The organism is Anaerocaecibacter muris, from assembly GCF_943192945.1.
In the GTDB taxonomy this organism is placed as follows: Bacteria; Bacillota; Clostridia; order Christensenellales; family Pumilibacteraceae; genus Anaerocaecibacter; species Anaerocaecibacter muris.
In genome coordinates this window covers 177769-201036 of the sequence record NZ_CALPCE010000002.1, presented here as the reverse complement: position 1 = coordinate 201036, position 23268 = coordinate 177769, and the positions used below count along the sequence as shown (strand labels likewise).

Genomic DNA, 23268 nt, shown 5'->3' with positions numbered 1-23268 from the left:
ACTATTCACCTCTCCTATTATCAAACGTGGATTTTTGCTTTTTGCCGTTATAGCTTAACAAGCGTTTCTTTTCGAGCTGTTCTATACTCTTAAACAGTTCCGCATAGTTTTCGGGCTTGCGATCGATAGCAATCGCGCCAATGCTCGCGGTCAGCTCGTCGATAAGCGCCTTTGCTCGACGCACCGCTCTGTCGCTGCGTATACGCAACATGCAGGGCGTATCGACGTACAGCTTAACGGACAAAACGTCCTCGACATTGTATTTTTCTATATACTCGGTCGGGTTGAGCGCCAAGTACAAACACAGAGTTTTGCCGCGCATGGCTATACGCGCAAAGCATTTCCTGCCTATATAAAAACTCTCGCGGGCGCGGCTCATATTGGCGCGCGCCTTTTTGAACGCCAACAAATAGTTCTTTATTTCCGAATATCTGTTTTTGACGACGTCGGGCGCGGTTATCAGTTTGGACAAAACGGTCTTGCCGTAAGAAACACGTTCCGTCGCGTTCGCCCTGAACACCTTTTGGAAATCGCCCGACGACGGAACTTCCACGTCGTTCTCATCGGGCTCGTAAACCTTTTCCTCCTCCGGCTCGTCGTCCGCTTCGGGCAAAGCCTCCTCCTCGTCGGACGCGGGGTCGGGTTCCTCGGTGTACGCCGCCGCGGCAAGCTCCGCCGCGCGCATGGCTTCCGCCGCAACCTTGCCGGCACGTACCGCCGCAATCGTCGCGTCGGTGTCCGCGCGGGTGCGAATAGCGACAACCATCTTTTCGGTCATCAACTGGATCACGCCCTTCTTAATCAGTATAAAGAACACAAGAAAAACAATCAACAGCACACCCAGCACGATGAGCAAAATTATCCACCACGCCATGCCGCCCGCCTCGAAAACGCGAAACTCCACCGAATCGCTCAAAGCCGAATAGCTGTCGCCCGCCTCGACGGTCGCGGTCAACCGATACAAACCTACGGGCGCGTCTTTAAGTTTGTTAAGTCCCGTAGCGGAGTTGTAATACTCTTTGCCCGTCTTTGCGTCGACAATGACGACAAGCGTTTCGCCGACGTGCGCTTCGGCGTTGATGACGTTGGTCTTGGGATTATATTCGCCGTCCGCCCACGCGACTATCGACAGCGGCTTCGTCCAGTAGTTGACCGTTTTCGTAACGGTAAACGACGCGCTCTGTTTGGCAAGCCCCGAATAGTCGGACGTGCCGGCAACTTCCGCGTTAATCCAGTACGTGCCGTAGCCGAGCTTGGATATAATCTTTTCTATTTCCTCGGACACGTACCCGTTTTGGTCAACGGTAAAGTTTTCCAGCCCGACGACGGGCGTGCGCGCGCCGTTCTCGTCCTTTTCGATAGACAGCTTAACGTTCCACGCGCCGCCGTGAGTCGGAATCGCAACGATATAATTGCGCTCGTTGGAATAGAACCCGTATTCCCAGCCTACAATATTAGGCGTGCGCAACCACGTGTTGGTAGCGGCGGTGATTGTAAACTTAACCCGCGCGCACTCGTCATTGTCGCCGCTCGTCACGACGTCGTCCGCCCAGCGATAGTGCGTGCAATCGAGCAGTTTAAGCGTAAAATAATGATCGCCGCCCGATATATAGTCGTCGTCCGCGTCCCACTCGACGGAGTACCGAGTATCGCTCGTCACGACGGGCGTAACCCGCCCTCCCGTAAATTGAGGATTGACAATATCGGTCGGCAAGCCCACCTTTTGCCAAACGTCAACAGTGAAATAACAGTCGTAACGGTCGTTGCCCGTACCGAAGTCGGCATGCGCAGGCGCGGAAATTCGGAAATACACGCGATAAGTTCCGTTAGTGCCGCCGCCTATGCTGTTTACGAGCTGACCGGGCATATAGTATCGGTTGTTGTACAGCCGCGCAAAGTTGTACGAAATTTCGTAATTGTCGCGCTCGTCGCTGTAATAATACTTATCCCAAACGGAATTAGCCCATTGTCCCTTGCGCTCGACCGTAAGGAAGGACGGCGCATTATCTGCGACCAACTTCTCGAACTCGGCAAACATCTGCGTTTTGTCCGCGCCGTCCGCCAACCACCAATCGTAATGTATATAGCCGAATTCATCCGTCTTTTTAAGATCGAAATTTATTTTCGCGGGAGTAACGGTAAAGCTAAACGTCCGCTGATACTCGGGGCTTACTATTTCCGCCGACGTAACAACGTCGTCCGACGACCACCAAAGTTTCGTTCCTACCGGCACGGTAACAGCGTCAACCTTTACAACAAGCGTGTATATCCCCGCCGGCATGGAATTGTTAATATACTGATCGAAGTCGGAGTTTGTAAAATTGAGCGCGCCCGCTATCTCCGTTTTATTCTCATCTACGGACGACAGGGTATACCGCACCGTCGCGCTCCCATCGCCGTATTTCAGTCGCGGCTCGAATATAGGAAAGCTCGACTCGCCCACGCCGAATGCAAAACTCTGAACAATGCCGTAAGACGAAGCAGGACTTGTACGATCGGAAAGGAACGCATTTGTGTCGTCGCTCCTGTTGCTTATAATAAACCACGTCTTTTCGATTACTACCGACTTTTTGTCCGCGGCTACGGTAACTTTAATGCCGCGCGCCGCATCAGTAGCATAACCGCAAGTAAATTCATATTCGCCGTTTGCCGTAAGCGTAACAGTAGTAACGTGCTTGCCCGCAAACGCATAAACATTACTCGCGCCGCCGCCCGCTTTGGTATACGACGCGGTAAATTCGTTGGGAATAATGTCGGACAAAACCAAACCTATTTCTATATTCGCGCCCGTGTAATAAGTCACGGAATTTCGCGCCGATATCTCCCGCGCGCCCGCTTGCGGGGTCGTCGAATATTCGACTTGACCGTCCGCGGTGTATTCGTAAACGGGACCGCTTTCGAGATATGCCGCGCCGCTACCCGCTTGAATAATCTGCCATTCCAGCTTGGCGGGAATATTGATGACGGGCGCGACGACAAACGTCAAGCCGCCCGCGCCGTTGTCTTTGCAAACATACCCGACGGTGTTGTCAAGACTGAAAATGTCGTTGGGATTTACTCCTGCATTGTGAGTAGCGAACCCGTTGCCGAACGCGGTAACGCTCGAATCGAGAGTTATACCTATATTACTGCCATCAGCAATCTTTCCGCCTATGCTTATCGCGCCCTGCGGATTCTGTTGAACGTTGTTGGCAATAATGCCGACGGTATTCCCCGAAACCTTAATAACATCGGAATTCGCCGCGCCGCTTATTACCAGCGTGGAACTGTTATCGCCGACGTAGATACCTCCGCCCTGTCTGCCCGCGGAGTTACCCTCTATCGTACCGCCGTAAAAATAAAACCGCGACCCGCCCCCGCCGCCGACTGACACGCCGCCGCCGAATCCCGCGGAATAGTTGTCCTTAATCGCGCCGCCGTACATGTACATATAGCCGTTGCCGAGATTTATTCCGCCGCCGTAGCTGTTTGCGCCCTCGCCCGTAGCCGAATTTCCCGCAATCGTTCCGCCGTACATATGCAGAGTATTGCCGGCAACCTGAATACCGCCGCCCCACGAATAAGAGCCGCCTATAATCGCGCCGCCCGTAATCGTCACGGTTTTTGTTTCGCCGTTTACCGAATATGTAACGTTGTTTTCCGTTTGCGGGTGACAGTCGTAAAGATACAGCTCCGCACCCCAACTGTCGTCAAACGCAATTACGGCAGCAGTGCCGCTGCCCCTTAACACGTGTCCGTTCAAACACAGCTTAACCGACGCGCCGACGGCAATCGTCAAGTCACGCGTAAGATCCGCGCTCAAATAATACGACTTTCCGTCCGTCAATTCGGTAATAGTCGCATCGGCGTTTAGATCGATTGCGTTTGAATGGTTAACGTCAAAATCGCCGTGTTCTGTCGCCGCGCGCGCAGTCGTCGAAAACGCCATAGGCAACAACGCAACGACAAAAAGCGCGCATAACAAAAACAGCAAAGTAAATTTGCGTACAAGCAGAATTTTCCGTCCCATAATTTTCCTCCATATTATGCACTCAAAAAACGTTTGTCTATACCGTCGCACCCCTCGAAGTATAACAAAGTCGGCAATCACCCCAATGCAAAGATATGAACATTACTCTTTCATTATACCCCCCCCCCCCCCTTGTTGTCAAGTCAATTTGAAAAATTTATCGACAATTTATGAATTTTTTTTTACACACTCATGTACACATGCCCCAAAAAGCGCAAGCATGAACATTGTTCGGCATTTTCTGCCATAAAAAAACGCGGCAAAAGTTTACCGCGTCCGTAAATGTTCCGGATTTAACATAATCCACGCACTGCCCGCATCTAAACCTGCGGCGGCAAGCTCGGATTTGGCATGACAATATCCTTGGCTTTACGCTTGCGCTTTAACACCGTTTTTTCGAGTAGCGGATCGAGCGCGTACAGCAATGCGGGCAATGCCGTAAGCACGCAAACTATGGAAATAAGCGTGCCCGTCGCAAGCGTCATGCCCATGGACGAAATAAGCGGGTCGGACGTGAGGAAGCCGACGAGGAACGCCGCGACGGTCATAATCGACCCCGACGTCATGACCGTCGGGAACGCCGCGGAAATCGCGTACTTAACAGCTTCGCCGCGCGGCATGCGCTCTTTGGCTTGTCTGTATCTGTTTGTCAAAAGTATGGCGTAATCAATCGTCGCACCCATCTGTATCGCGCTTACTATAAGATAGGTAAAGAAGAACACGTTGTTGCCCATTAGCACAGGCAACGAAAAGTTCATGAATATCGCGCCCTGAATAACGAGCACCAACACCAACGGAATACCCCACGACTTAAACGTAAACGCGAGTATAAGATAGATAAACGCGACGGTCAACAGCGAAATCAAAATATTATCGTGAGAGAACGACGAGTTAAGATCATAAGCGCTCATGCTCTCCCCCGCAAAAATCGCTTGCGGGCAAATGCGTTTGACTTCGGGAATAAGCCGTTCTATAAGCTCGAACGTCTGCGCGCCCTCGACAGGCGAATTTATATTAAACACAAGCCTGTCGTGCCGCGCGCCGCGCAGTTGACTTTTGCCGAATTCAAGCGTTTGCTTGTACTGTGCGAGTTCCGCGCCCGCCGCGTTCATTATAAAATCGTTGCCGAATATGTAATCGAACAAATCCGACGCGACAACTCTGTATTCGGTCAAATCGGCAGGGCTGTCGCCGCGGCTGAACGCGTACAGCGAGAATACGAGCGCCGCCGTGCCCTCGCCTATGCCCGTAACGTCGTCCAGCTCTTTAAAGTTTATTTCGTCGGTCAGATAGTACGCCTTGCCCGCTTCCGCACGCGACGGCAACGCTATGCCCGCCCAGCCGAGCGACGACGTGACAAGCCGTTCCGCCGACACAGCGGCAATAATTTCGCGCTGAACGTTCGGGGCGGTGGTGTTGGGCACGAGCACGACAAACGCATTGCTTGCGCCGAACAGTTTTTCGGTTTCCGCCTGCGCCGTCATTATCGAAGTCGGGCGCGACGTGTCTATGGAGTTTTGACTGTAACAGTACGTAACGGTCTGCGACAGCCAAGCGCCTACGCCGAACAGCGCAAAGAAAACCGCGATAAGCGCGTAACGTATTTTAACTACCCCGCCGCCGAGGAAAGCGACGCGCGGCACAAGATTGCGGTGACGAGTTTTGTCCATGGGTTTGGACAACAGCAACAGCATGCTCGGCATGAGCAGGAACACCGTCAACAGCGAGCACATTATGCTTTTTGCAAGCACCATGCCGAGGTCGAACCCCAAGCCCAACTGCATAAACATGAGCGCGACCAGCCCCGACACCGTGGTCAGCGAACTCGACGATATTTCGGGTATGGCTTTGGTCAAGGCGTTAGCCATGGCGCGACGCGCGTCGTCGGGCAGTCTGTCCTTTTCCTCGGTAAACCTGTGACAAAGTATAATCGCATAGTCTATCGCCAGCGCGAGCTGTAAGATAATACAAACAGTGTTGGACACAAACGAAATCGTTCCCAGCCAGTAGTTTGTGCCCATGTTGAGTATTGCCGCGACAACGAATATCACGGGAAACGCCAACACCTCCGCAAAACTCTTGGACGTGAACAGCAGTACGCACAGAATAACCGCCGCGGCAATGGCTATTATAACAATCATTTCGCTCGCAAGCGTCTGCGCGTAATTATTGACGAGCGGCGTAGGCACGACGTATTCGCAACCGCTGTCGTTTAAGATTCGCACGACTTCGTTGTACGCCGCGACGGACGACGCGTCGTCGCTCCCGCCCGAAAAGTACATGCCGAACAGCGCGTTGCCGTCCTTGTAATTTGCGGGGCTGTTCGCGTCGAACGCAAAGTTGATTACGCCGTTTACGTTTTGTATTTGAGCGGCGATAGCTGTCGCGCGGTCGCGGTCGATATTCTTTACCAAAACGGTAGCCGTGCCGTACTCGGCGAACTCCGCGTCCATTATTTTAAGCGCCTGCGCCGTATCGGTGTCGCTCGGCAGGTAGTTGGAAATGTCGTATTCGACTTTCACTTTCGGTATGCCGAACACGCAATACACAATCACCGCCGCAAATATTATTAAGAAAAGCCAATGCCTTTTCACTATGAATTCGGCAATTTTCCGCATAACTGTATATTACTCTTTTCGCTCGAAAAACGCAAGCGATTAAAAGATGACGTATACTTTTTTTGCGTATTCCTTATACTATTGACAGACATTACACTATGCCTTATACTATTGACAGACATTACACAGGGAGTTAATACTATGGATATACGAAAAGTCGCCGTAATCGGTTGCGGCATGGTGGGAAGCACGACCGCGTTCGCGCTAATGGAAAGCGGACTGTTTACGGACATGTTGCTTATAGACGTCAACCGCGACCGCGCCGTCGGCGAGGCAATGGATTTGAGTCACTGCCTGCCGTTCACCCGCCCCGTCGAAATCCGCGCGGGCGACTACAAGGATATTTCCGACTGCGGAATAATAATAATCACCGCGGGCGTTGGGCAAAAACAGGGCGAAACGCGCATGGACTGTATCCACAACAACGTCAAGGTGTTCAAGTCGATAGTGCCGCAAATAGTCAAATACAACACCGACGCGTTTATACTCGTCGTCAGCAATCCCGTGGACGTGCTGTCCTACGTGACGTATAAACTTTCGGGACTGCCCGCGCAAAAGGTGTTCGGGAGCGGCACGGTGCTCGACTCCGCACGGCTCAAATTCTTGGTCGGGCGCAGACTCAATGTCGATCCGCGAAGCGTGCACGCGTTCGTTATAGGCGAACACGGCGACAGCGAACTCGCCGTGTGGTCGAGCGCAAACGTCAGCGGCATAGAACTGGATAAATACTGCGCGCACTGCGGCTATGTCAGTCATGCCGAAAACCGCAAAAAACTCGCCGACGACGTCAAAAATTCCGCTTACGAAATTATCGCGCGCAAGGGCGCGACATATTACGGCATTGCCGCCGCCACAACCCGCATCTGCGAAAGCATAGTGCGCGACGAACACTCAATCATGCCCGTAAGCACTCTTGTCAACGGGCATTACGGACTTAACGACGTGTATATCTCCGTTCCGTCGCTTATAGGCGCGCACGGCGTGGAAGATATTATAGATATTCACCTCTCGCCCGAGGAAGCCGACGCGCTTATCGATTCCGCCGCCACGCTCAAACACGCAATCAAAGAAATCGGCATGTAAAAAAATAACGACAAAACAAAAGCGGTTCCGTGCGAACCGCTTTTGTTATACTAACATATAAATAGATTATGCGATTACAGAATATCGAGTTCTTTAACCCAATCGCGCAAATCGTCTATGGTGGCATTGCCGTCAATCAGCTTGCCGTCCTTCCAGTTGGTCTGCGGCGAGCAAAGCGGCTTTAACACCGCTTCGGCTTTGTACATATCACTGCCGCCGCTCGTTGCGAACGGAATAACGGTCTTGCCCGAAAAATCATAGCTTGCAAGAAAACCGTTGATAATCGTGGGCGCGAGGTACCACCAAATCGGGAAGCCTACAAACACGACGTTATAGTCCTGCATATTCTCGACGCGGTCGGCAATTTCGGGACGCGCGAGCGTGCGCATTTCGACGGAAGTGCGGCTGTTTTTATCGTGCCAATCGAGGTCGGCTTCGGTGTACGGCACGACGGGCTTAATGGCGAACAAGTCCGCGCCCGCCGCCTTTGCGAGTTGTTTTGCAACCGCGCCGGTGTCGCCGCCGCACGAAAAATAAGCAACCAAAATTTTATTCATAACAAACTCCTTAAAATAAATATAGTCCCGAATATTGTATCATGTATCGCGCCGCCGCGCAAGCGATTAAAACTATTTTAATCGCGCAAAATTATCGCGCCCCTTCGCCGCCCCTACCGCGCCGCACTGTCATGCCACCCACTTGAACGAAAAAAGCCGCTTACGCGGCTTTTTCGTGGTAGAGCATATCCAATCTAAAACGAATTTTAATCTTGTTCCTGTTCTTGATCTGCATGATAGTCTTCGCTACCGCAATTTGGGCATTTTCCCCCATTTGCATTCGTACCGTGATACCCGCACTTATAGCAATGGTAGTACGTGTATGTAGACATATAATTTACCTCCTTAATAATTTATATAATTATTATAACGGAAATTATTACATAAGTCAATATAAATAATTACAATGTATTTGTACGGCGAACTGATAATAACAAGCATGCCGCTTTTCTTCATTTAGGCACTCATTCCTACCAACGAAAAACGACCCGTTGGGTCGTTTCGTTGGTAGGAATGAGTGGACTCGAACCACCGACCCCCACCTTATCAGGGTGGTGCTCTAACCTGCTGAGCTACATTCCTTTATGTCTTATTAAATTGTTGTAAGATGTTTGTTTACCGTCGTTTCGCTCTGCGTCGAACCACGACCCCCACCTTATACTCGCTTCGCTCGTGCTTCGTATCAGGGTGGTGCTCGACAGCTGAACTACATTCCTTTATTATTGAATTGTTAGTTGTGTTTTCCTGTCGGCACTTATCTTTGCGTTGCTTAACTACTTCGACCGCACGGAGTTTGGGTAGTTGTGGTGGAGATTAGCGGACTCGAACCGCTGACCCTCTGCTTGCAAAGCAGATGCTCTACCAACTGAGCTAAATCCCCATGCGGAACCGTTATCAATAATAGCAAAATTTATCGGGATTGTCAACCGTTTTAACGGGGTTTGCCCGCATATATTTTTAAAATTATACGCCGCGGTGTTGCTCTTTTTGCGGGATTGTAGTATACTATCCCTATGGAAAAAGACAGTTTTATAGTTATAGACGCCAATTCGTTGGTCAACCGCGCGTTTTACGCCATGCCGGGCATGACGACCTCACGCGGCGAGCCTATCGGCGCGGTGTACGGTTTTACTACCATGTTAGTCAAACTAATCGATCAGTACAAACCCAAATACATCGCGGCGGCGTTCGACGTGCACGCGCCGACTTTTCGGCACAAAATGACGCCGCTTTACAAGGCGACGCGAAAACCCATGCCGACCGACCTTGCGGCGCAAATGGGCACGCTCAAAAAAGTGCTTGCCGCCATGCACATCAAAACTTACGAACTCGAAGGCTACGAAGCGGACGACATAATAGGCACGCTCGCGCGGCGATCGAGCGTATTCACGTATATTCTGACGGGCGACCGCGACAGCTTACAGCTTGTCAATTCGTCCACGCACGCACTGCTCACCAAAAAAGGCATATCCGAAATTTTGGACGTTTCGCCCGAAACGGTATCCGATGTTTTCGGGGTCGCCGCCGACCGCGTCGTCGATTTCAAAGCGCTTGCGGGCGACAGCTCGGACAATATCCCCGGGGTTTCGGGCGTAGGCGACAAGACCGCGGTCGAGCTTATTTCCACATACGGTTCGCTCGACGAAATCTATTCGCACATAGACATAATTACCGGCAGTCGGCACGACAAGCTCGTTGCGGACAAGGACAACGCGTACTTGTCGTACAAACTCGCCAAAATCGACACCGACGTGCCGCTGTACAGATTTTCGCTCGACGACTGCAAACTTGTCTACCCCTTTCCCGCCATGCTGCGCGACGTCTTTGCGCGCCTCGAATTTAAATCCCTGCTCGCACGCGACGACCTTTACGCGCAGACGAACTCCGCGCCGACCGTCGTCGCCAAGCCCGCAAACACGATAACGCTTTCCGACCTCGACGAACTGCGAACGTTCGTTGCGACCGCCGAATACGACGAAGTCGCAGTGCTGTTTGCGCGCGACGGATTCCACTTTGCGTTCGGACCGAACGACGACTACTTCGCACCCATTACGGACAGTCTTTTGAGCGCGTTTTCCGTCGAGGGCTGTGCGACGGCGATTGCGCCCGTTTTCTCGCGCAAGCTGATAGCGTTCGATCTCAAATCGCTCATGCACGCCGCCGCGCCCGCCGTACCGGAACACGCCGACGACGTCGCGCTCATGGCATACCTTTTGGAATACCGCCTGTCGCCGACGACCGCAACCGAGCTGTTCGCATTGCGCGACGAGTGCGTCGCACAACTCGAAGACCGCGGCATGACCGCGCTGTACCGCGACATAGAATTGCCGCTGTTGCACGTGCTGTTCGGCATGGAGCGGCGCGGGTTCGCAATCGACCGCGACAAGCTCGACGAAATAGACGTAAAGTTCTCCGAGCTGGAACGACAAAACGTAAAGCGCATACGCGAGCTTTGCGGCAGGGACATAAACCTAAACTCACCCAAGCAACTGTCGCACCTGCTGTTCGAGGAAATGGGCATACCCTATCCCGAACGCCACGCCAAGTCGTTCTCCACCAAAGCCGAAGTCTTGCAAAAACTATCGGGCGAATACGAAATAGTCGATCAAATTCTCAAATACAGATTTAATTCCAAACTGAAATCGTCGTTTATCGACGGACTTAAAAAAGCCGCGCGGCGCGACGGGTCGGTGCACACGAGCTTCAATCAAATGGCGACGACGACGGGACGGCTGTCGTCTACCGATCCCAACCTGCAAAATATCCCGACGCGCGCCGAGGAAGGGCGCATGTTGCGGTCGCTGTTTATCCCGCGCGAAAAAGGCAACGTGCTTGTCGACGCCGATTACAGCCAAATAGAATTAAAGCTGGTCGCGCATTTTTCGGGCGACCCTAAAATGACCGACGCGTTCAAGAACGGCATGGACATACATGTATCGACGGCGGCGGAGGTCTTTGACGTGCCGCAGAGCGAAGTGACGGACGTCATGCGGCGCGAAGCCAAAGCGGTCAACTTCGGCATCGTTTACGGAATAAGCAACTTCGGATTGAGCCACAACATAAACATTTCGCAAAAGAAAGCGGACGAATATATCAAACGCTATTTCGAGCGTTTTCCCGACGTCAAGAACTATCTCGACGGGCTTGTAGAGGAAGCCAAGTCGCGCGGCTACGCCGTCACACTGTACGGCAGACGCAGAACAATCCCCGAACTTAATTCCGCAAAGTACGCGGAGCGCAAGTTCGGCGAGCGCGTCGCCATGAACACGCCGTTACAGGGTACCGCCGCCGACATAATAAAAATAGCCATGGTGCGCGTCGATAACCGATTGAAAAACATGAAGTCCAAACTGATATTACAGGTGCACGACGAGCTTATCGTGGACGCGGCGGCGGACGAGGTGGACGAGGTTATAGACATACTCAAATCGGAAATGGAAGGCGCAGTTGCGCTGTCCGTGCCGCTCAACGTGGTTGTCGCGGTCGGCAAAAATTGGATGGAGTGCAAATAGCGCGCTATGAACTTTAAACGCAACGAACGCGATTTAAAACAAATCCGCGGCAAGCAAATAAACGTTATAGGCATAACGGGCGGCATAGGCAGCGGCAAGACCGTCGCCACCGACGCACTGCGCGCGGCGGGTTTTACGGTGATCGACGCGGACGAAATTTCGCGCGCAATGTTCGCGCGCGGCACCGACGGCGAACGCGCAATTTTACAAATGTTTCCGCAAGCCGAAAACAACGGAGCGCTCGACCGCGCCGCGTTACGCGCCGTAATTGCCGCAGACGCGCGCCGACGCCTGCGCCTTAACGAATACACTCACCCGCTGATAACGCGGGAAATACGCGCGCAAATAACAGCTTGCACGCCGCCCGTCGTGCTGTCCGCGCCGCTGTTGTTTGAAAGCGCACTCGCGCGGCTGTGCGACGTAACGGTGTGCGTGTACTGTCCGAGAAACATACGCGCCGAGCGCATAGCGCAACGCGACGGCATAACGATAGCCGCCGCGCAAGCTATGATAGACGCGCAAATCCCCGACACGGAACGCGCCGCACTATCCGATTTTATAGTGCCGTCCGACGTTCCGCCCCACGAGTTCAGAGCGGAAATAATCGAACTGTTTAACCAATTAACCGCGACTAACGAAACAACCCGTACACGCGTTTAGCCAGTTTTATATCCGATAAATACTTGCGCGTTTCGGGAAACACCGCCTCGCCCGCGAGGAATTTGCGCGCATTCTGCTCGCCCGCATTGTACGCCATGAGTGCGGCGTTCACGTCGCCGTCGAATTTATCGAGCATAAGCGACAAATAATAGCACCCGCACCGCAGCGACGTTTCGGGGTCGAAAATTTTATTCTCCGCGCCGTCTATGTTCAACGCCGTCGCGCACGCCGCAAACGTTTCGGGCATCAACTGCATAAGCCCGGACGCGCCCTTGTCCGATTTGGCGGACGGGTCGAACTTGCTTTCAGCCCACACGACCGACCGAACGAGCGCGCGGTCCAGCCCGAATTCGTCCGCCGCGGCGTTCAGCTTGTCCGCGTACTTATTAGGGAAAACAATACACAGCGCAACCGCAGCTACGACTATCCCTGCCGACAGCACCGCCGCCGTCGCGGTCACTGCGCGCATAACCTTACCTTTCATACCGATAGTTTATGTACCGAACGGGAATTATATAATTCAATTAGGAATTATAATAACACCGTCAAACGTTTAAGTTTTGCATACTCTTTCTGCGGCGGTTCGCCTTGATTCCTCGACAGGCTCGGAATGATGGGGGGTATAAGCATTCCTTTTCTAATAAAATCAAGGCTTGCGCTGTGCGCAAGCCTTCCTCAATTTTTATCTCTTATCTATTATCTTTTTATTTTTGTTTATTATTTATCCGTTAATCAGTTTATCGTTATAAGCATAGCCCGCGGCGACGCTGTGTCTGCCTTTAAGCAACGGCTTGCCGCCGTGCGTGCGGTTTTCTATCGTAAAGTTCTCGGTCGAATACGCGGTCAGATATTCGTCGTCCACGTTGAGCACGACTTTGAACGGAACGGTGACTATCGCGGCATAGGCGATACACTTGCCGTTATCGGTCTTGCCCTTGGCAAAGTCGATAATCTTAATGCCCTTGCGGTATCTGCCCATTACATCGATTTGACTGACGAGTATGCGTTTTGCAAAACCGCGGTCGGTACACAGCGCGATTTCGCCGTCGCCGTTGACCTGCTTAATGAGCACGCACTCGTCGCCCTCGCCGAGCGACATGCACCTTACGCCCGTAGCGATACGGTTTTGCGCGGGCACGTCCGACATATCGGCGTTAAGACACATGCCGTACTTGGTGACTATCATAAGCGACGCGCCTTCCGCCTCGTCCTCCATGGCTATGACGCAGTCGCCGTCGCGCAGTTTGGTCGCGGCAAACGCCGACTTGACCACGCCGTATTCGCTCCACGGCGACTTTTTGACCATGCCGAGTTTGGTATAGAACAGGATATTGCCCTTGGGCAGTTTTTCCTCGACGAGGCGCATGTACACGGGATATTCGCCGTCCACCGCGTCCGCGACAATCTTTTTGAGGTCCGCGCCCTTTTCGCGCCACTTGCCGTCGGGTATAGCCTCTACGTCTATCTTGTAGCAGTTGCCGAGGTTGGTAAAGCAGAAAACCCTGTCCGTGGACTTCGCGCGCACAATACAGTTGCAAATTTCGTTGAGCGTGGAAGTGTCGGTAAAGTCCTTTGTCGCCATTGTAAAGTTTTTGACAAGCATCTTTTTGAGCTGTTTATTCGCATTGGCGGCAACGACGTACTCGAACGTCGGTTTTTCGTCGTCGCTCGGAATAACGTACTGTTCGACGGACTGAACGATAGCCGATTTGCGGTTTTCACGGTACTGCTTTCTTATGCCCAAAAGCTCGGTTTTTACAAGCTCCATTTGCAGTTTCTTGGACGCGATAATCGCTTCAAGCCGCGCTATTTCGCTTCTGACGTCCGCAAGCTCCTTTTCGAGCTTAAATATTTCCAAGTGCGTAAGCCGCGCGAGGCGCATGTCCAAAACGGCTTGCGCCTGTACTTCCGACAGCTCGAACCGCTTGCGCAACGCTTCTTTCGCGGCGGTCGTATTAGGGCTTGCCTTGATGATTTTTATAACTTCGTCTATATTGCGAACGGCTATGACAAGCCCTTCCAAAATATGCTCGCGCTTTCTTGCCGCGTCCAGTTCGTACTTCGTTCGGCGCAGAACGACTTCGCGTTGATAGTTGACATAGTACGCGATTATGTCGAGCAAGCCCATGAGCTGGGGTTTGCCGTCGGCGATTGCGACCATGTTGAACGAGAAGTTTGTGGCGAGGTTGGTATACTTAAACAGCGCGTTGATAATCTCTTTGGGGTCGCTGTCGCGCTTGATTTTTATGACGGCGCGCATGCCCACGCGGTCGGATTCGTCCACTACGTCGGTAATGCCCGACAGCACGCCTTTCTTGTCCTCGCGCACTTTTATTATGCTTTCCAAAAGCTGCGATTTGTTTACGCCGTAAGGTATTTCGTCTATAACGATAATCTTTTTGTCGTTGTCGTTTTCGATATGGAGTTTGGCGCGGATGGCGACTTTGCCCTTGCCCGTTTCGTAAGCGTGCGCAAGCTCCGTCGGGATAATCACGCCGCCCGTCGGGAAGTCGGGACCCTTAACAATCTTCATAATTTCTTTAAGCGTAATTCTGGGATTGTCGATATACGCAATAACGCCGTCGATGGACTCCATAAGGTTGTGCGGCGGGATATTGGTTGCAAGCCCGACGGCTATACCCGTCGCGCCGTTCACCAAAAGATTGGGAAACCGCCCGGGGAGTATGTCCGGTTCGAGGATAGTATCGTCGAAGTTCCACGACCATTTAACGGTGTTTTTGTCGATGTCGCGCAACAGCTCCAAAGCGAGCGGAGTGAGCCGCGCCTCGGTATAACGCATAGCCGCCGCGCCGTCGCCGTCCACCGACCCGAAGTTGCCGTGCCCGTCAACGAGCGGCGCGCCCATGTTAAACGGTTGCGCCATGCGCACCATTGCCTGATAAATGGACGAGTCGCCGTGCGGGTGGAGTTTACCCAAGCAGTCGCCGACGATACGCGCGCTCTTGCGGTACGGTTTATCGGGCGTAATGCCGAGCTGATGCATTGTGTACAGTATGCGCCGCTGAACGGGTTTAAGTCCGTCCTCGACGCGCGGCAAGGCTCTGTCGAGTATGACCGATTCCGAATAAGGAATCATGGAGTCGCGCATTACGTCCTCCATGGTCTGCACTATCAACTTGCCTACCGCCTGATTGTTATCTTGTTCGTTTCCCTGCGCCATAACAGTCCTCGAATTAGTTTGATTTGCCGTCGGTTCGCCGACTAATTATTTGTTGGGGTTAAAAGAATCTACTTTGTTAAAGTCCGCGTGCTCGATAATGTATTCGCGGCGAAGCTCGACAGCATCGCCCATGAGCACGGATACCAATTTTTCCGCTTCCGCCGCGTCCTCTATGGACACCTGCATAAGCGCGCGGTTTTTGGGATCCATGGTCGTTTCCCAAAGCTGATCGGCGTTCATTTCGCCCAAGCCCTTATATCGTTGAACCTGCGCGCCCTTGCCGAACCGCGACTTTGCCTCCGCGAGCGCGTCGTCGTCGTAAGCGTATTCCACCTGATTGCCCTTTTCTATCTTGTACAGCGGCGGCAGTCCGATATAGACATGTCCCTCGTTTATCAAGTCCTTCATGTAGCGGAAGAAGAAAGTCAAAAGTATCGCGCGGATATGATATCCGTCAACGTCCGCGTCGGACAAAATAATGACCTTGTGGTAATTTAGATTGTCCACGTTAAAGTCCTCGCCTATGCCCGAACCCAGTGCGGAAATAAGCGTGCGGATTTCCTCGTTGGCAAGAACTTGGTCTATACGCTTTTTCTCGGCGTTAAGCGGTTTGCCGCGCAACGGCAATATCGCCTGATACGACCGCGCGCGCGCCTGTTTGCACGTGCCGCCCGCACTGTCGCCCTCGACTATAAACAACTCGTTATTCTCCGGTTTTTTACCCGTGCACGGCGTGAGTTTGCCGACAAGATTAAAGTTGTCAATCGCGTTTTTGGCGCGAGTGATTTCCTTTTCCTTGCGCGCCGCCTCGCGCACCTTTGCCGCGAGCAAGCCTTTTTTGAGTATCGCTTCGCCGACGGCGGCATTTTTCGGATCGGCGAAATAGTCGCCCAAAAGTTGAGAAGTAAGCCCCTCGATCGCAATGCGCGCCGCAGGGTTGCCGAGCTTGGTTTTGGTCTGTCCCTCGAACTGAACGTTGGTCATTTGCACCGACAGCACCGCAGTCAAACCCTCGCGGTAATCGTCGCCCAAAAGATTGGCGTCCTTTTCTTTGAGCATGCCGACCCTGCGCGCAAAGTCGTTCATTACCTTGGTGTACGCCGCCTTAAAGCCCGTTTCGTGCGTGCCGCCCTCGGTCGTCGGAATATTGTTGACGTATGAAAATAAGTTCTCCGTATACGCGTCGGTGTGCTGGAACGCCACTTCCATGGCAATGCCGTCGCGCTCGCCGCTCACCGTAATAGGCTCGTCGTACAGCGTATTGCGCGCCTCGTTGATGTACTTGACAAAGTCAACGATACCGCCGTCGTAGCAGTATTCGAGCGAGCGATACCCCTCGCCCACGCGCACGCGCTCGTCAATGAGTTTGACGCGCAAACCTTTGTTGAGGAACGCGAGTTCTTTGAGCCTGCGCGCGATTGTTTCAAACTGAAAAATTACCGTTTCGAATATGCGTTTGTCGGGCAAAAAGCGCACGTATGACCCGTGCTTGTCCGTTTTTTCGCCCGTGTCGATAAGGCTGTACTTGGGCAGACCGCCCTTGACCTCGCCGTTGACCGTGCGCGACTCGAACTCCATGCGATAAGTCGTGCCGTTTTTAAACACTTCGACTTTGAGCCACTCGGACAAAGCGTTGGTGACGGACGCGCCCACGCCGTGAAGTCCGCCCGAGTGCGCGTAGTTACTGCTGTCGAACTTGCCGCCCGCGTGCAGTTGCGTAAAAACGACCTCGACGCCGGAAACGCCCAGTTTCGGATGTATATCGACGGGAATACCGCGCCCGTCGTCCTCGACCGACGCGCTTCCGTCCGCGTGAATAGTGACGGTTACGCCCGTCGCAAAGCCGTTGGACACCTCGTCGATAGAGTTGTCCACTATTTCCCACAATATATGATGCAAGCCCTTAACGCCCGTCGTTCCGATATACATACCGGGGCGAAGCCGCACCGCGTCAAGACCTTCCAATACCCGAATATTACCGGCACTATAATCCGACATAACAGTCCTCCGAAATGTGCATACAGTTCATTGTAACATAATTGAATTTTTTTTGCAAGAAAATTAAAACAATTCAAAATTAAGAATAAACAATATATGATAACGCAATACCGACCTTACACGCTCCCCATCATCCCGAGCGCAGTCGAGGAATCAAGGCGAACCGCCGCAGAGAGTAACAGCCCTTACACGCTCCCCATCATCCCGAGCGCAGTCGAGGGATCTAGGCGAACCGCCGCAAAGAGTAACAGCCCTTACACGCGCCCCATCATTCCGAGCTTGTCGAGGGATCAAGGCGAACCGCCGCATTGTAGCGCGGCTATTACCAACAACCGACACCCACAACTATTCCATAGTGCGGCTACGCCTTGATTTCTCCGCTTCGCTCGTTCCTCGCTTCGGTCTAAATGATGGGAGAAAAGGCTTGGCACGCTATTATGTGTTTTGTCAAATGATAGGAGTGTAATGCCCGCTACCCGTCATTCCGAGCTTGCCGAGGAATCAAGACGAACCGCCGCAAAGAGTAACAGCCCTTACACGCTCCCCATCATCCCGAGCGCAGCCGAGGAATCCAGGCGAACCGCCGCATTGTAGCGCGGCTATTACCAACAACCGACACCCACAACTATTCCATAGTGCGGCTACGCCTTGATTTATCCGCTTCGCTCGTTCCTCGCTTCGGTCGAAATGATGGGAGAAAAGGCTTGACACGCTATTATGTGTTTTGTCAAATGATAGGAGTGTAATGCCCGCTACCCATCATTCCGAGCTTGTCGAGGAATCAAGGCGAACCGCCGCAAAGAAGAACAGCACTTACTAACTATATCTAAACTAAATTGTCGAAACCCGTTTGGCGCAAAGCCTCGTACAGAACAAGCGCGACGGTGTTGGACAGATTGAGCGACCGCAAGCCGTTAGCCATGGGTATGCGCAACGCCGTTTCGGGATTGTCGAACACGATATGTTCGGGCAAGCCTTTCGTTTCCTTGCCGAACACCAAATAATCCCCGTCGGCAAACTTGACGTCGCAATAACGCTTGTTCGCCTTTTTGGACAGATAGAAATACCGCCCGCCGCGAGTTTTTTCAAAAAATTCGTCGATATTTTCGTAATAGGTCAAGTCGAGCTTGTCCCAATAATCGAGCCCCGCGCGTTTGAGCTTTGCGTCGGTAATCTCGAACCCCATGGGCTTTACTATGTGCAAAGCCGCGCCCGTACAAGCGCAGGTGCGCGAAATATTGCCCGTGTTCTGCGGAATTTCGGGCTCTACCAAAACTATGTTAAACATGCGCCGTATCTCTTTCCGTCGTCTGTTCGCAGTCGTCGAGGAAGCCTACAATATCCTCGTAAACAACGCCCTTGTTAATTTCGTTCAACAGCTCGTGCCGCCCGCCCTCGTACATCTTGACGACGGGATAAAGCCCGTGCTTGCGGTAATCCTTTACCAGTTTTTTAATCAGCTTGCCGTACCCGCCCACGCCGTCGTCCGTGCCCGAAGCTATCATTAAAGGGAACGCGCCGGGCGTGTTGCCGCGCTCCTTGTTTATACTGTCCAGCCCGCCGAACATTTCTTTATAGAACATGACAGAGCAAATACCCACGCCCGCGCATTTCTCGTCGGCGTTGTACTTTTCGACCTCGGCTTTGTCGCGGTTGATCCAACCGTTGACGCCGTCTTTGAGTTTTTTGTCATACGCCTCGAACGTCATTTTCGCAAAAAACTTGCCATCGGCGTCGGGGTTCTTTTTGACCTTTTTTGCGGCGATGCGCTTGCCGAGCGACAGCATTACGCCGCTTTGCATGGTCGTGCCGCACAGTATCGCGCCCGATACTTCCGAATAATACCGCTCTATAAAACGCTGCGTTAAAATACTGCCGTAGCTGTGACCAATCACATACACGCGCTCGACGTTCCAGCGCGCCTTGGCAATTTCCACCTCGCGCGCAATGTCGTCCACCGTCGCCTCGAACATGCCCGCATAGCCTTTACCGCGCGCGTCCGCGTCGGTATCGCCGAACCCGCGATTGTCCATGCCGATAACATTGTAACCGCTCTGACCCAAAAACTCGCAGAAATCGTTATACCGCGCAATATATTCGCACATGCCGTGCACCATCACCACCGCCGCGCGCGGCGACTTTACGTTATCCCAATAAGTAACCGCGACGTTCTTGCCGTCGCGCATAGTAACATACTCGGTTGTCATAATACCTCCACTCATAAAAGCATGCTTACGGATATATATTATACAATGAAAGATTGAACTTGTCAATAGCGTTGCGGCGCGGTTTTTACCGCGCATGGCGGCGCGCAACGTCTACCGACAAACGAATATCAAACAAACGCCGCCCGCGCTATTAGGTCGGCGAAAAAAAAGGAGTAGTTATGCAAACCATAGTATTCGCAGGCGGCGGCACGGCGGGACACGTCATGCCCAACATTGCGCTTATAAACGAACTTAAATCGGAATACAACTGCGTGTACGTCGGCGGCGACGGCATGGAAAAAAACATCTGCCGCGAACGCGGTATTCCCTTTTACTCCATAAAAACGGTTAAGTTCCGCCGCGACGCCATGTTTAAAAACATAGCCGTGCCCTTTAAACTGACTTCGTGCGTCAAGTCCGCCAAAGCCGCGCTCGCGGAAATCAACCCTCAACTCATTTTCAGCAAGGGCGGTTACGCCGCGCTCCCCGCCGTGCTCGCTGCAAAGAACATACCCGTGTTGAGCCACGAAAGCGATTTTTCGGCGGGGCTTGCAACAAAGCTCGCAAAGCGCAAAAGCAAATACGTGCTTTGCGCGTTCGAGGACTGCGCGCAAAAGTTCAAAAACGGTCTGTACGTCGGCACCCCGCTTAATCAGGAACTGTACCGCGGCGCGAGCAAAAAAGCCGCTTACGGGCTTAACGGCAACAAGCCCGTGCTCGCCGTCATAGGCGGCTCGTCGGGCGCGACGGCTATAAACGACTGCACCGTCGCCGCCCTGCCCGAACTGTTAAAGACTTTCGACGTTATTCACGTCACGGGCAAAAATAAGTCGGGCGCGCCCAAGCAGACAGGCTACTGCCCCGTCGAGTTTGAAAACAACATGAAAGACCTTTACGCGACTTGCGACGTGATTATCACCCGCGCGGGCGCAAACGCGCTTGCCGAGTGCATTGCGCTTAAAGTACCCACCGTCGCAATCCCGCTCGAAAAAGCGTCGCGCGGCGACCAACTCCAAAACGCCGAACACTTTAAAAACAAGGGCGCGATAAAATTGCTGCGCGAAGCCGACATGACCGCGGACAGCCTTGTTGCAACCGCGCGCGACATGTACAAAAATAAGTTCAAGTACGTTTCGACAATGTCGGGCATAGCAGTTGACGGCACGGCGCGCATTTGCAAAATCATACGCGAAACAATCGCGCAACAGCCGACCCAAAACGCTTAAAAATGAGAGTGCCGCCCCGAAGGACGACACTCTCATATTATGGGGGAAAATTTATAGGTAACGCAATTTCTTGCGCGTACCCCGTTTCACTCGGGAATTATTGCCGCTTATAGAAATTTTATAGCGTTAATTCCCATAAATAGTAAATAATTTACTATTTATCGACATTATATAGCATATTTTTTACTTTGTCAAGCATTTTAAGTAATTTTTTTGGTATTGTAGTAAAAAATATACATAACGGGGTCGATTATGAAACTCAAAATAAAGGAGTTGCGCGAGGAGTGTCGCATGACGCAAAAGGAACTTGCGCAACGCATAGACAACGTACAGCGCAACGTGAGCAACTGGGAAAACGGAACGAGCGAACCCGACTGCGACACGATACTGCGGCTTGCGGAAATATTCGACGTGAGTATCGACGAACTTTTCGGGAGAGATCACTACCCTGCCTCGGCGAGCGGCGACGCGCAAGAAACGCTTATTCTGTCCAAGATGATAAAGCGGCTGACCGCCGAACAGCGCAACGCAGTCAAGTTTTTGATACTCGCGTTTTTGAAGTAAGTATTTAATGACAGCTTTACATCATTGCGGCGGTATTATGATAAGTGCGGCTAACGCCTTGATTTCTCCGCTTCGCTCGTTCCTCGCTTCGGTCGAAATGATGAGTGAAAAGGCTCGGTCGCTTCGGTATAATATATAGAAAAGAAATGCTTATACACCCATCATCCCGAGCGCAGTCGAGGGATCTAGGCGAACCGCCGCAAAGGCGTAAAGCAATTTCGCTCGAAATGATAGATTGTTTTTTCGTTTTTATATAAAATCCCGTTTGCTCGATTACCTTATATTTTTACGCAAATGACGTACACGTCCCTGCCGCCCGACGGCGCGGTCAATGCGTCGCCGCCCGTTGCGGACAGAACTATTACGGTGTTTCCGTCGGTAGTGCGATACCCGCCGTAGAATACGCCGCTTTGAATATCGAGCGACAGCGCGCGACTGCCCGACGCGTCTGTCAATTTCGCTTTGCCGTCGTCGGTCGCGCCGACTATTATCGCGCCCGCGGACTTAATAGCGCAGCTCGGAGACATGCCGTCCGCCGCGCTCAACGTTCTGCGGTTCAGTTTTTCGTCGAGCTCGTACACGGTCGATCCGTCCGCGCTATCGAAACAGGCGTAATACAGGTCGTTGCAATACAACAGGCGCGCGCCGTCAAACGCAAAGCCGAGCAAATCCCTGCGGTAGCTCATAAACGTATAATCGACGGTAACAATAGCCGCTACGCCGTTGCGCCGACACAGCGCGACGTAACCTTCGGGGTACGGCATGACCGCATAAGGTTGCATAATGCTGTCGCCGCTCCCGCCGTAAAAGTGCGCCGTCGCGTCGCCGCCCGCTTCGAATGTGTAAAACACTATCGAATCGTATCGCGGCAGGCTGTACGCGCGCGCCGCGAGTATATACCCGTCGCCCAAGCGGTAACAGTCGAAATAATCGAGGGTGTAGCCGCTCGTTATGCGGGTGTTGTGTTCCGCCGCCCAGCCGTCGCCCGTCACCGCATATTCGGTGAGCTTGAACGAATTGACGTTGGGCTTTGTGACGACGGCGACGCGCGTGCCGCCTATCGCAATGATGTCGGACGCCGCGCCGTCGAGCGTTGCGACCTCCTCCGCCTTGCCGTCGTAATCGACCGAGTACAGCCGAGCGACCGCCTCGTCCGTGCCGCCGCGCACAATCGTCGCCGCGGCAAACCCGCCCTCGGCAACGCCGACCGCGGTAAGCCTACCGTCGAAGTATGTAAAGCCCAAAATATTGCCCTTCGACCCGACCATGCACAAAAAGCCGCCGTAGCTGTCGAAGTCCAGTCCGCTCACCGTCGCGTTGCCGAAGATAAACGCTATTCCGTCCACGAAATGCACCGCCTCGACGGTTTCGTCGCCCGTGCCCATCAGTCGAGTTTCGCGCTGTATTTGCGGCACGCGCCCCGCCGTCGGCTCGCGTAGTTTTTCGTGCTCGTCGGTCGGCGGAGTTATTACGTCCGTGTTTCCGCCGTTGCCGCCGCCTCCGCCGTTAGCCGACGCGACCGCGGGCAACAGAAATATCGCCGCGACAAGCGCGGCTATTACCACGTTTAAAACAGTTATTACGGCAATCTGCCTCTTGTTCAACCGCATACCCGTTCACCTTTTTTGCGTTTATATACGCATTGTAGCACAC

Annotated in this window: 14 protein-coding genes and 2 tRNA genes; 5 read left to right on the top strand and 11 right to left on the bottom strand. The window is 52.9% G+C overall.

All coding sequences use genetic code 11. The annotated features are described in order from the left end of the window. Position 1 precedes the first annotated feature (1 nt). Positions 2-4009: a hypothetical protein gene (locus NFR57_RS02500; RefSeq protein WP_251182256.1), complete on the bottom strand. Its 4008-nt coding sequence runs from the start codon at positions 4007-4009 to the stop codon at positions 2-4. Between the two features lie 320 nt (positions 4010-4329). Then, positions 4330-6558 (bottom strand): efflux RND transporter permease subunit, encoded by a 2229-nt coding sequence (locus tag NFR57_RS02495; protein ID WP_251182255.1) that lies wholly within the window; start codon positions 6556-6558, stop codon positions 4330-4332. 210 nt (positions 6559-6768) lie between these two features. On the opposite strand from NFR57_RS02495, the gene NFR57_RS02490 reads away from it, so the two are divergent. Then, positions 6769-7710: an L-lactate dehydrogenase gene (locus NFR57_RS02490; RefSeq protein WP_251182254.1), complete on the top strand. Its 942-nt coding sequence runs from the start codon at positions 6769-6771 to the stop codon at positions 7708-7710. A 74-nt stretch (positions 7711-7784) separates the two neighbouring features. Here NFR57_RS02490 and NFR57_RS02485 read toward each other — a convergent pair whose 3' ends face one another. From NFR57_RS02485 to NFR57_RS02475, 3 genes are all read right to left on the bottom strand, one after another. Then, positions 7785-8267: a flavodoxin gene (locus NFR57_RS02485; RefSeq protein ID WP_251182253.1), complete on the bottom strand. Its 483-nt coding sequence runs from the start codon at positions 8265-8267 to the stop codon at positions 7785-7787. A 505-nt stretch (positions 8268-8772) separates the two neighbouring features. After that, positions 8773-8849, bottom strand: a tRNA-Ile gene (locus tag NFR57_RS02480). Between the two features lie 222 nt (positions 8850-9071). After that, positions 9072-9147 (bottom strand) — tRNA-Ala (locus NFR57_RS02475). A 133-nt stretch (positions 9148-9280) separates the two neighbouring features. On the opposite strand from NFR57_RS02475, the gene NFR57_RS02470 reads away from it, so the two are divergent. Both NFR57_RS02470 and coaE read left to right on the top strand, forming a co-directional pair. Further along, entirely contained in the window at positions 9281-11779 is a 2499-nt protein-coding gene (locus NFR57_RS02470; protein WP_251182252.1) for a DNA polymerase I, read from the top strand. A gap of 6 nt (positions 11780-11785) precedes the next feature. Further along, the gene (gene coaE, locus NFR57_RS02465) at positions 11786-12439 is read left to right on the top strand and encodes a dephospho-CoA kinase (protein WP_251182251.1); all 654 of its coding nucleotides are present in this window, start codon (positions 11786-11788) and stop codon (positions 12437-12439) included. On the opposite strand, the gene NFR57_RS02460 is transcribed toward coaE, so the two are convergent. The 5 genes from NFR57_RS02460 to NFR57_RS02440 all read right to left on the bottom strand — a co-directional run bounded on the left by NFR57_RS02460 (position 12411) and on the right by NFR57_RS02440 (position 19825). After that, entirely contained in the window at positions 12411-12923 is a 513-nt protein-coding gene (locus NFR57_RS02460) for a lytic transglycosylase domain-containing protein (RefSeq protein WP_251182250.1), read from the bottom strand. The genes coaE and NFR57_RS02460 overlap by 29 nt on opposite strands. 237 nt (positions 12924-13160) lie before the next feature. Continuing rightward, positions 13161-15620: a DNA gyrase/topoisomerase IV subunit A gene (locus NFR57_RS02455; protein WP_251182249.1), complete on the bottom strand. Its 2460-nt coding sequence runs from the start codon at positions 15618-15620 to the stop codon at positions 13161-13163. Positions 15621-15665: 45 nt separating this feature from the next. After that, a complete protein-coding gene (locus tag NFR57_RS02450) occupies positions 15666-17618 on the bottom strand; it encodes a DNA gyrase/topoisomerase IV subunit B (RefSeq protein ID WP_251182248.1) in 1953 nt (650 codons plus the stop codon). An 826-nt stretch (positions 17619-18444) separates the two neighbouring features. Further along, positions 18445-18906 (bottom strand): tRNA (uridine(34)/cytosine(34)/5-carboxymethylaminomethyluridine(34)-2'-O)-methyltransferase TrmL, encoded by a 462-nt coding sequence (gene trmL, locus NFR57_RS02445; protein WP_251182247.1) that lies wholly within the window; start codon positions 18904-18906, stop codon positions 18445-18447. Continuing rightward, complete coding sequence (locus NFR57_RS02440; protein WP_251182246.1) at positions 18899-19825, bottom strand: alpha/beta fold hydrolase; 927 nt, start codon at positions 19823-19825, stop codon at positions 18899-18901. The genes trmL and NFR57_RS02440 overlap by 8 nt, the downstream gene beginning before the upstream one ends. Before the next feature lie 179 nt (positions 19826-20004). On the opposite strand from NFR57_RS02440, the gene NFR57_RS02435 reads away from it, so the two are divergent. Further along, positions 20005-21051 (top strand): UDP-N-acetylglucosamine--N-acetylmuramyl-(pentapeptide) pyrophosphoryl-undecaprenol N-acetylglucosamine transferase, encoded by a 1047-nt coding sequence (locus NFR57_RS02435; RefSeq protein WP_251182245.1) that lies wholly within the window; start codon positions 20005-20007, stop codon positions 21049-21051. 252 nt (positions 21052-21303) lie between these two features. Beyond that, positions 21304-21615 (top strand): helix-turn-helix transcriptional regulator, encoded by a 312-nt coding sequence (locus tag NFR57_RS02430; RefSeq protein WP_251182244.1) that lies wholly within the window; start codon positions 21304-21306, stop codon positions 21613-21615. 278 nt (positions 21616-21893) lie between these two features. Here NFR57_RS02430 and NFR57_RS02425 read toward each other — a convergent pair whose 3' ends face one another. Further along, the gene (locus NFR57_RS02425) at positions 21894-23225 is read right to left on the bottom strand and encodes a hypothetical protein (RefSeq protein ID WP_251182243.1); all 1332 of its coding nucleotides are present in this window, start codon (positions 23223-23225) and stop codon (positions 21894-21896) included. Between the last annotated feature and the right edge of the window lie 43 nt (positions 23226-23268).

What these genes read in the sequence shown, in the direction of transcription:
- NFR57_RS02500 (WP_251182256.1), bottom strand. Translation starts at nt 4,009, where the DNA reads ATGGGACGGAAAATTCTGCTTGTACGCAAATTTACTTTGCTGTTTTTG.
- NFR57_RS02490 (WP_251182254.1), top strand. Translation starts at nt 6,769, where the DNA reads ATGGATATACGAAAAGTCGCCGTAATCGGTTGCGGCATGGTGGGAAGC.
- NFR57_RS02485 (WP_251182253.1), bottom strand. Translation starts at nt 8,267, where the DNA reads ATGAATAAAATTTTGGTTGCTTATTTTTCGTGCGGCGGCGACACCGGC.
- NFR57_RS02470 (WP_251182252.1), top strand. Translation starts at nt 9,281, where the DNA reads ATGGAAAAAGACAGTTTTATAGTTATAGACGCCAATTCGTTGGTCAAC.
- coaE (WP_251182251.1), top strand. Translation starts at nt 11,786, where the DNA reads ATGAACTTTAAACGCAACGAACGCGATTTAAAACAAATCCGCGGCAAG.
- NFR57_RS02460 (WP_251182250.1), bottom strand. Translation starts at nt 12,923, where the DNA reads ATGAAAGGTAAGGTTATGCGCGCAGTGACCGCGACGGCGGCGGTGCTG.
- NFR57_RS02455 (WP_251182249.1), bottom strand. Translation starts at nt 15,620, where the DNA reads ATGGCGCAGGGAAACGAACAAGATAACAATCAGGCGGTAGGCAAGTTG.
- NFR57_RS02450 (WP_251182248.1), bottom strand. Translation starts at nt 17,618, where the DNA reads ATGTCGGATTATAGTGCCGGTAATATTCGGGTATTGGAAGGTCTTGAC.
- trmL (WP_251182247.1), bottom strand. Translation starts at nt 18,906, where the DNA reads ATGTTTAACATAGTTTTGGTAGAGCCCGAAATTCCGCAGAACACGGGC.
- NFR57_RS02440 (WP_251182246.1), bottom strand. Translation starts at nt 19,825, where the DNA reads ATGACAACCGAGTATGTTACTATGCGCGACGGCAAGAACGTCGCGGTT.
- NFR57_RS02435 (WP_251182245.1), top strand. Translation starts at nt 20,005, where the DNA reads ATGCAAACCATAGTATTCGCAGGCGGCGGCACGGCGGGACACGTCATG.
- NFR57_RS02430 (WP_251182244.1), top strand. Translation starts at nt 21,304, where the DNA reads ATGAAACTCAAAATAAAGGAGTTGCGCGAGGAGTGTCGCATGACGCAA.
- NFR57_RS02425 (WP_251182243.1), bottom strand. Translation starts at nt 23,225, where the DNA reads ATGCGGTTGAACAAGAGGCAGATTGCCGTAATAACTGTTTTAAACGTG.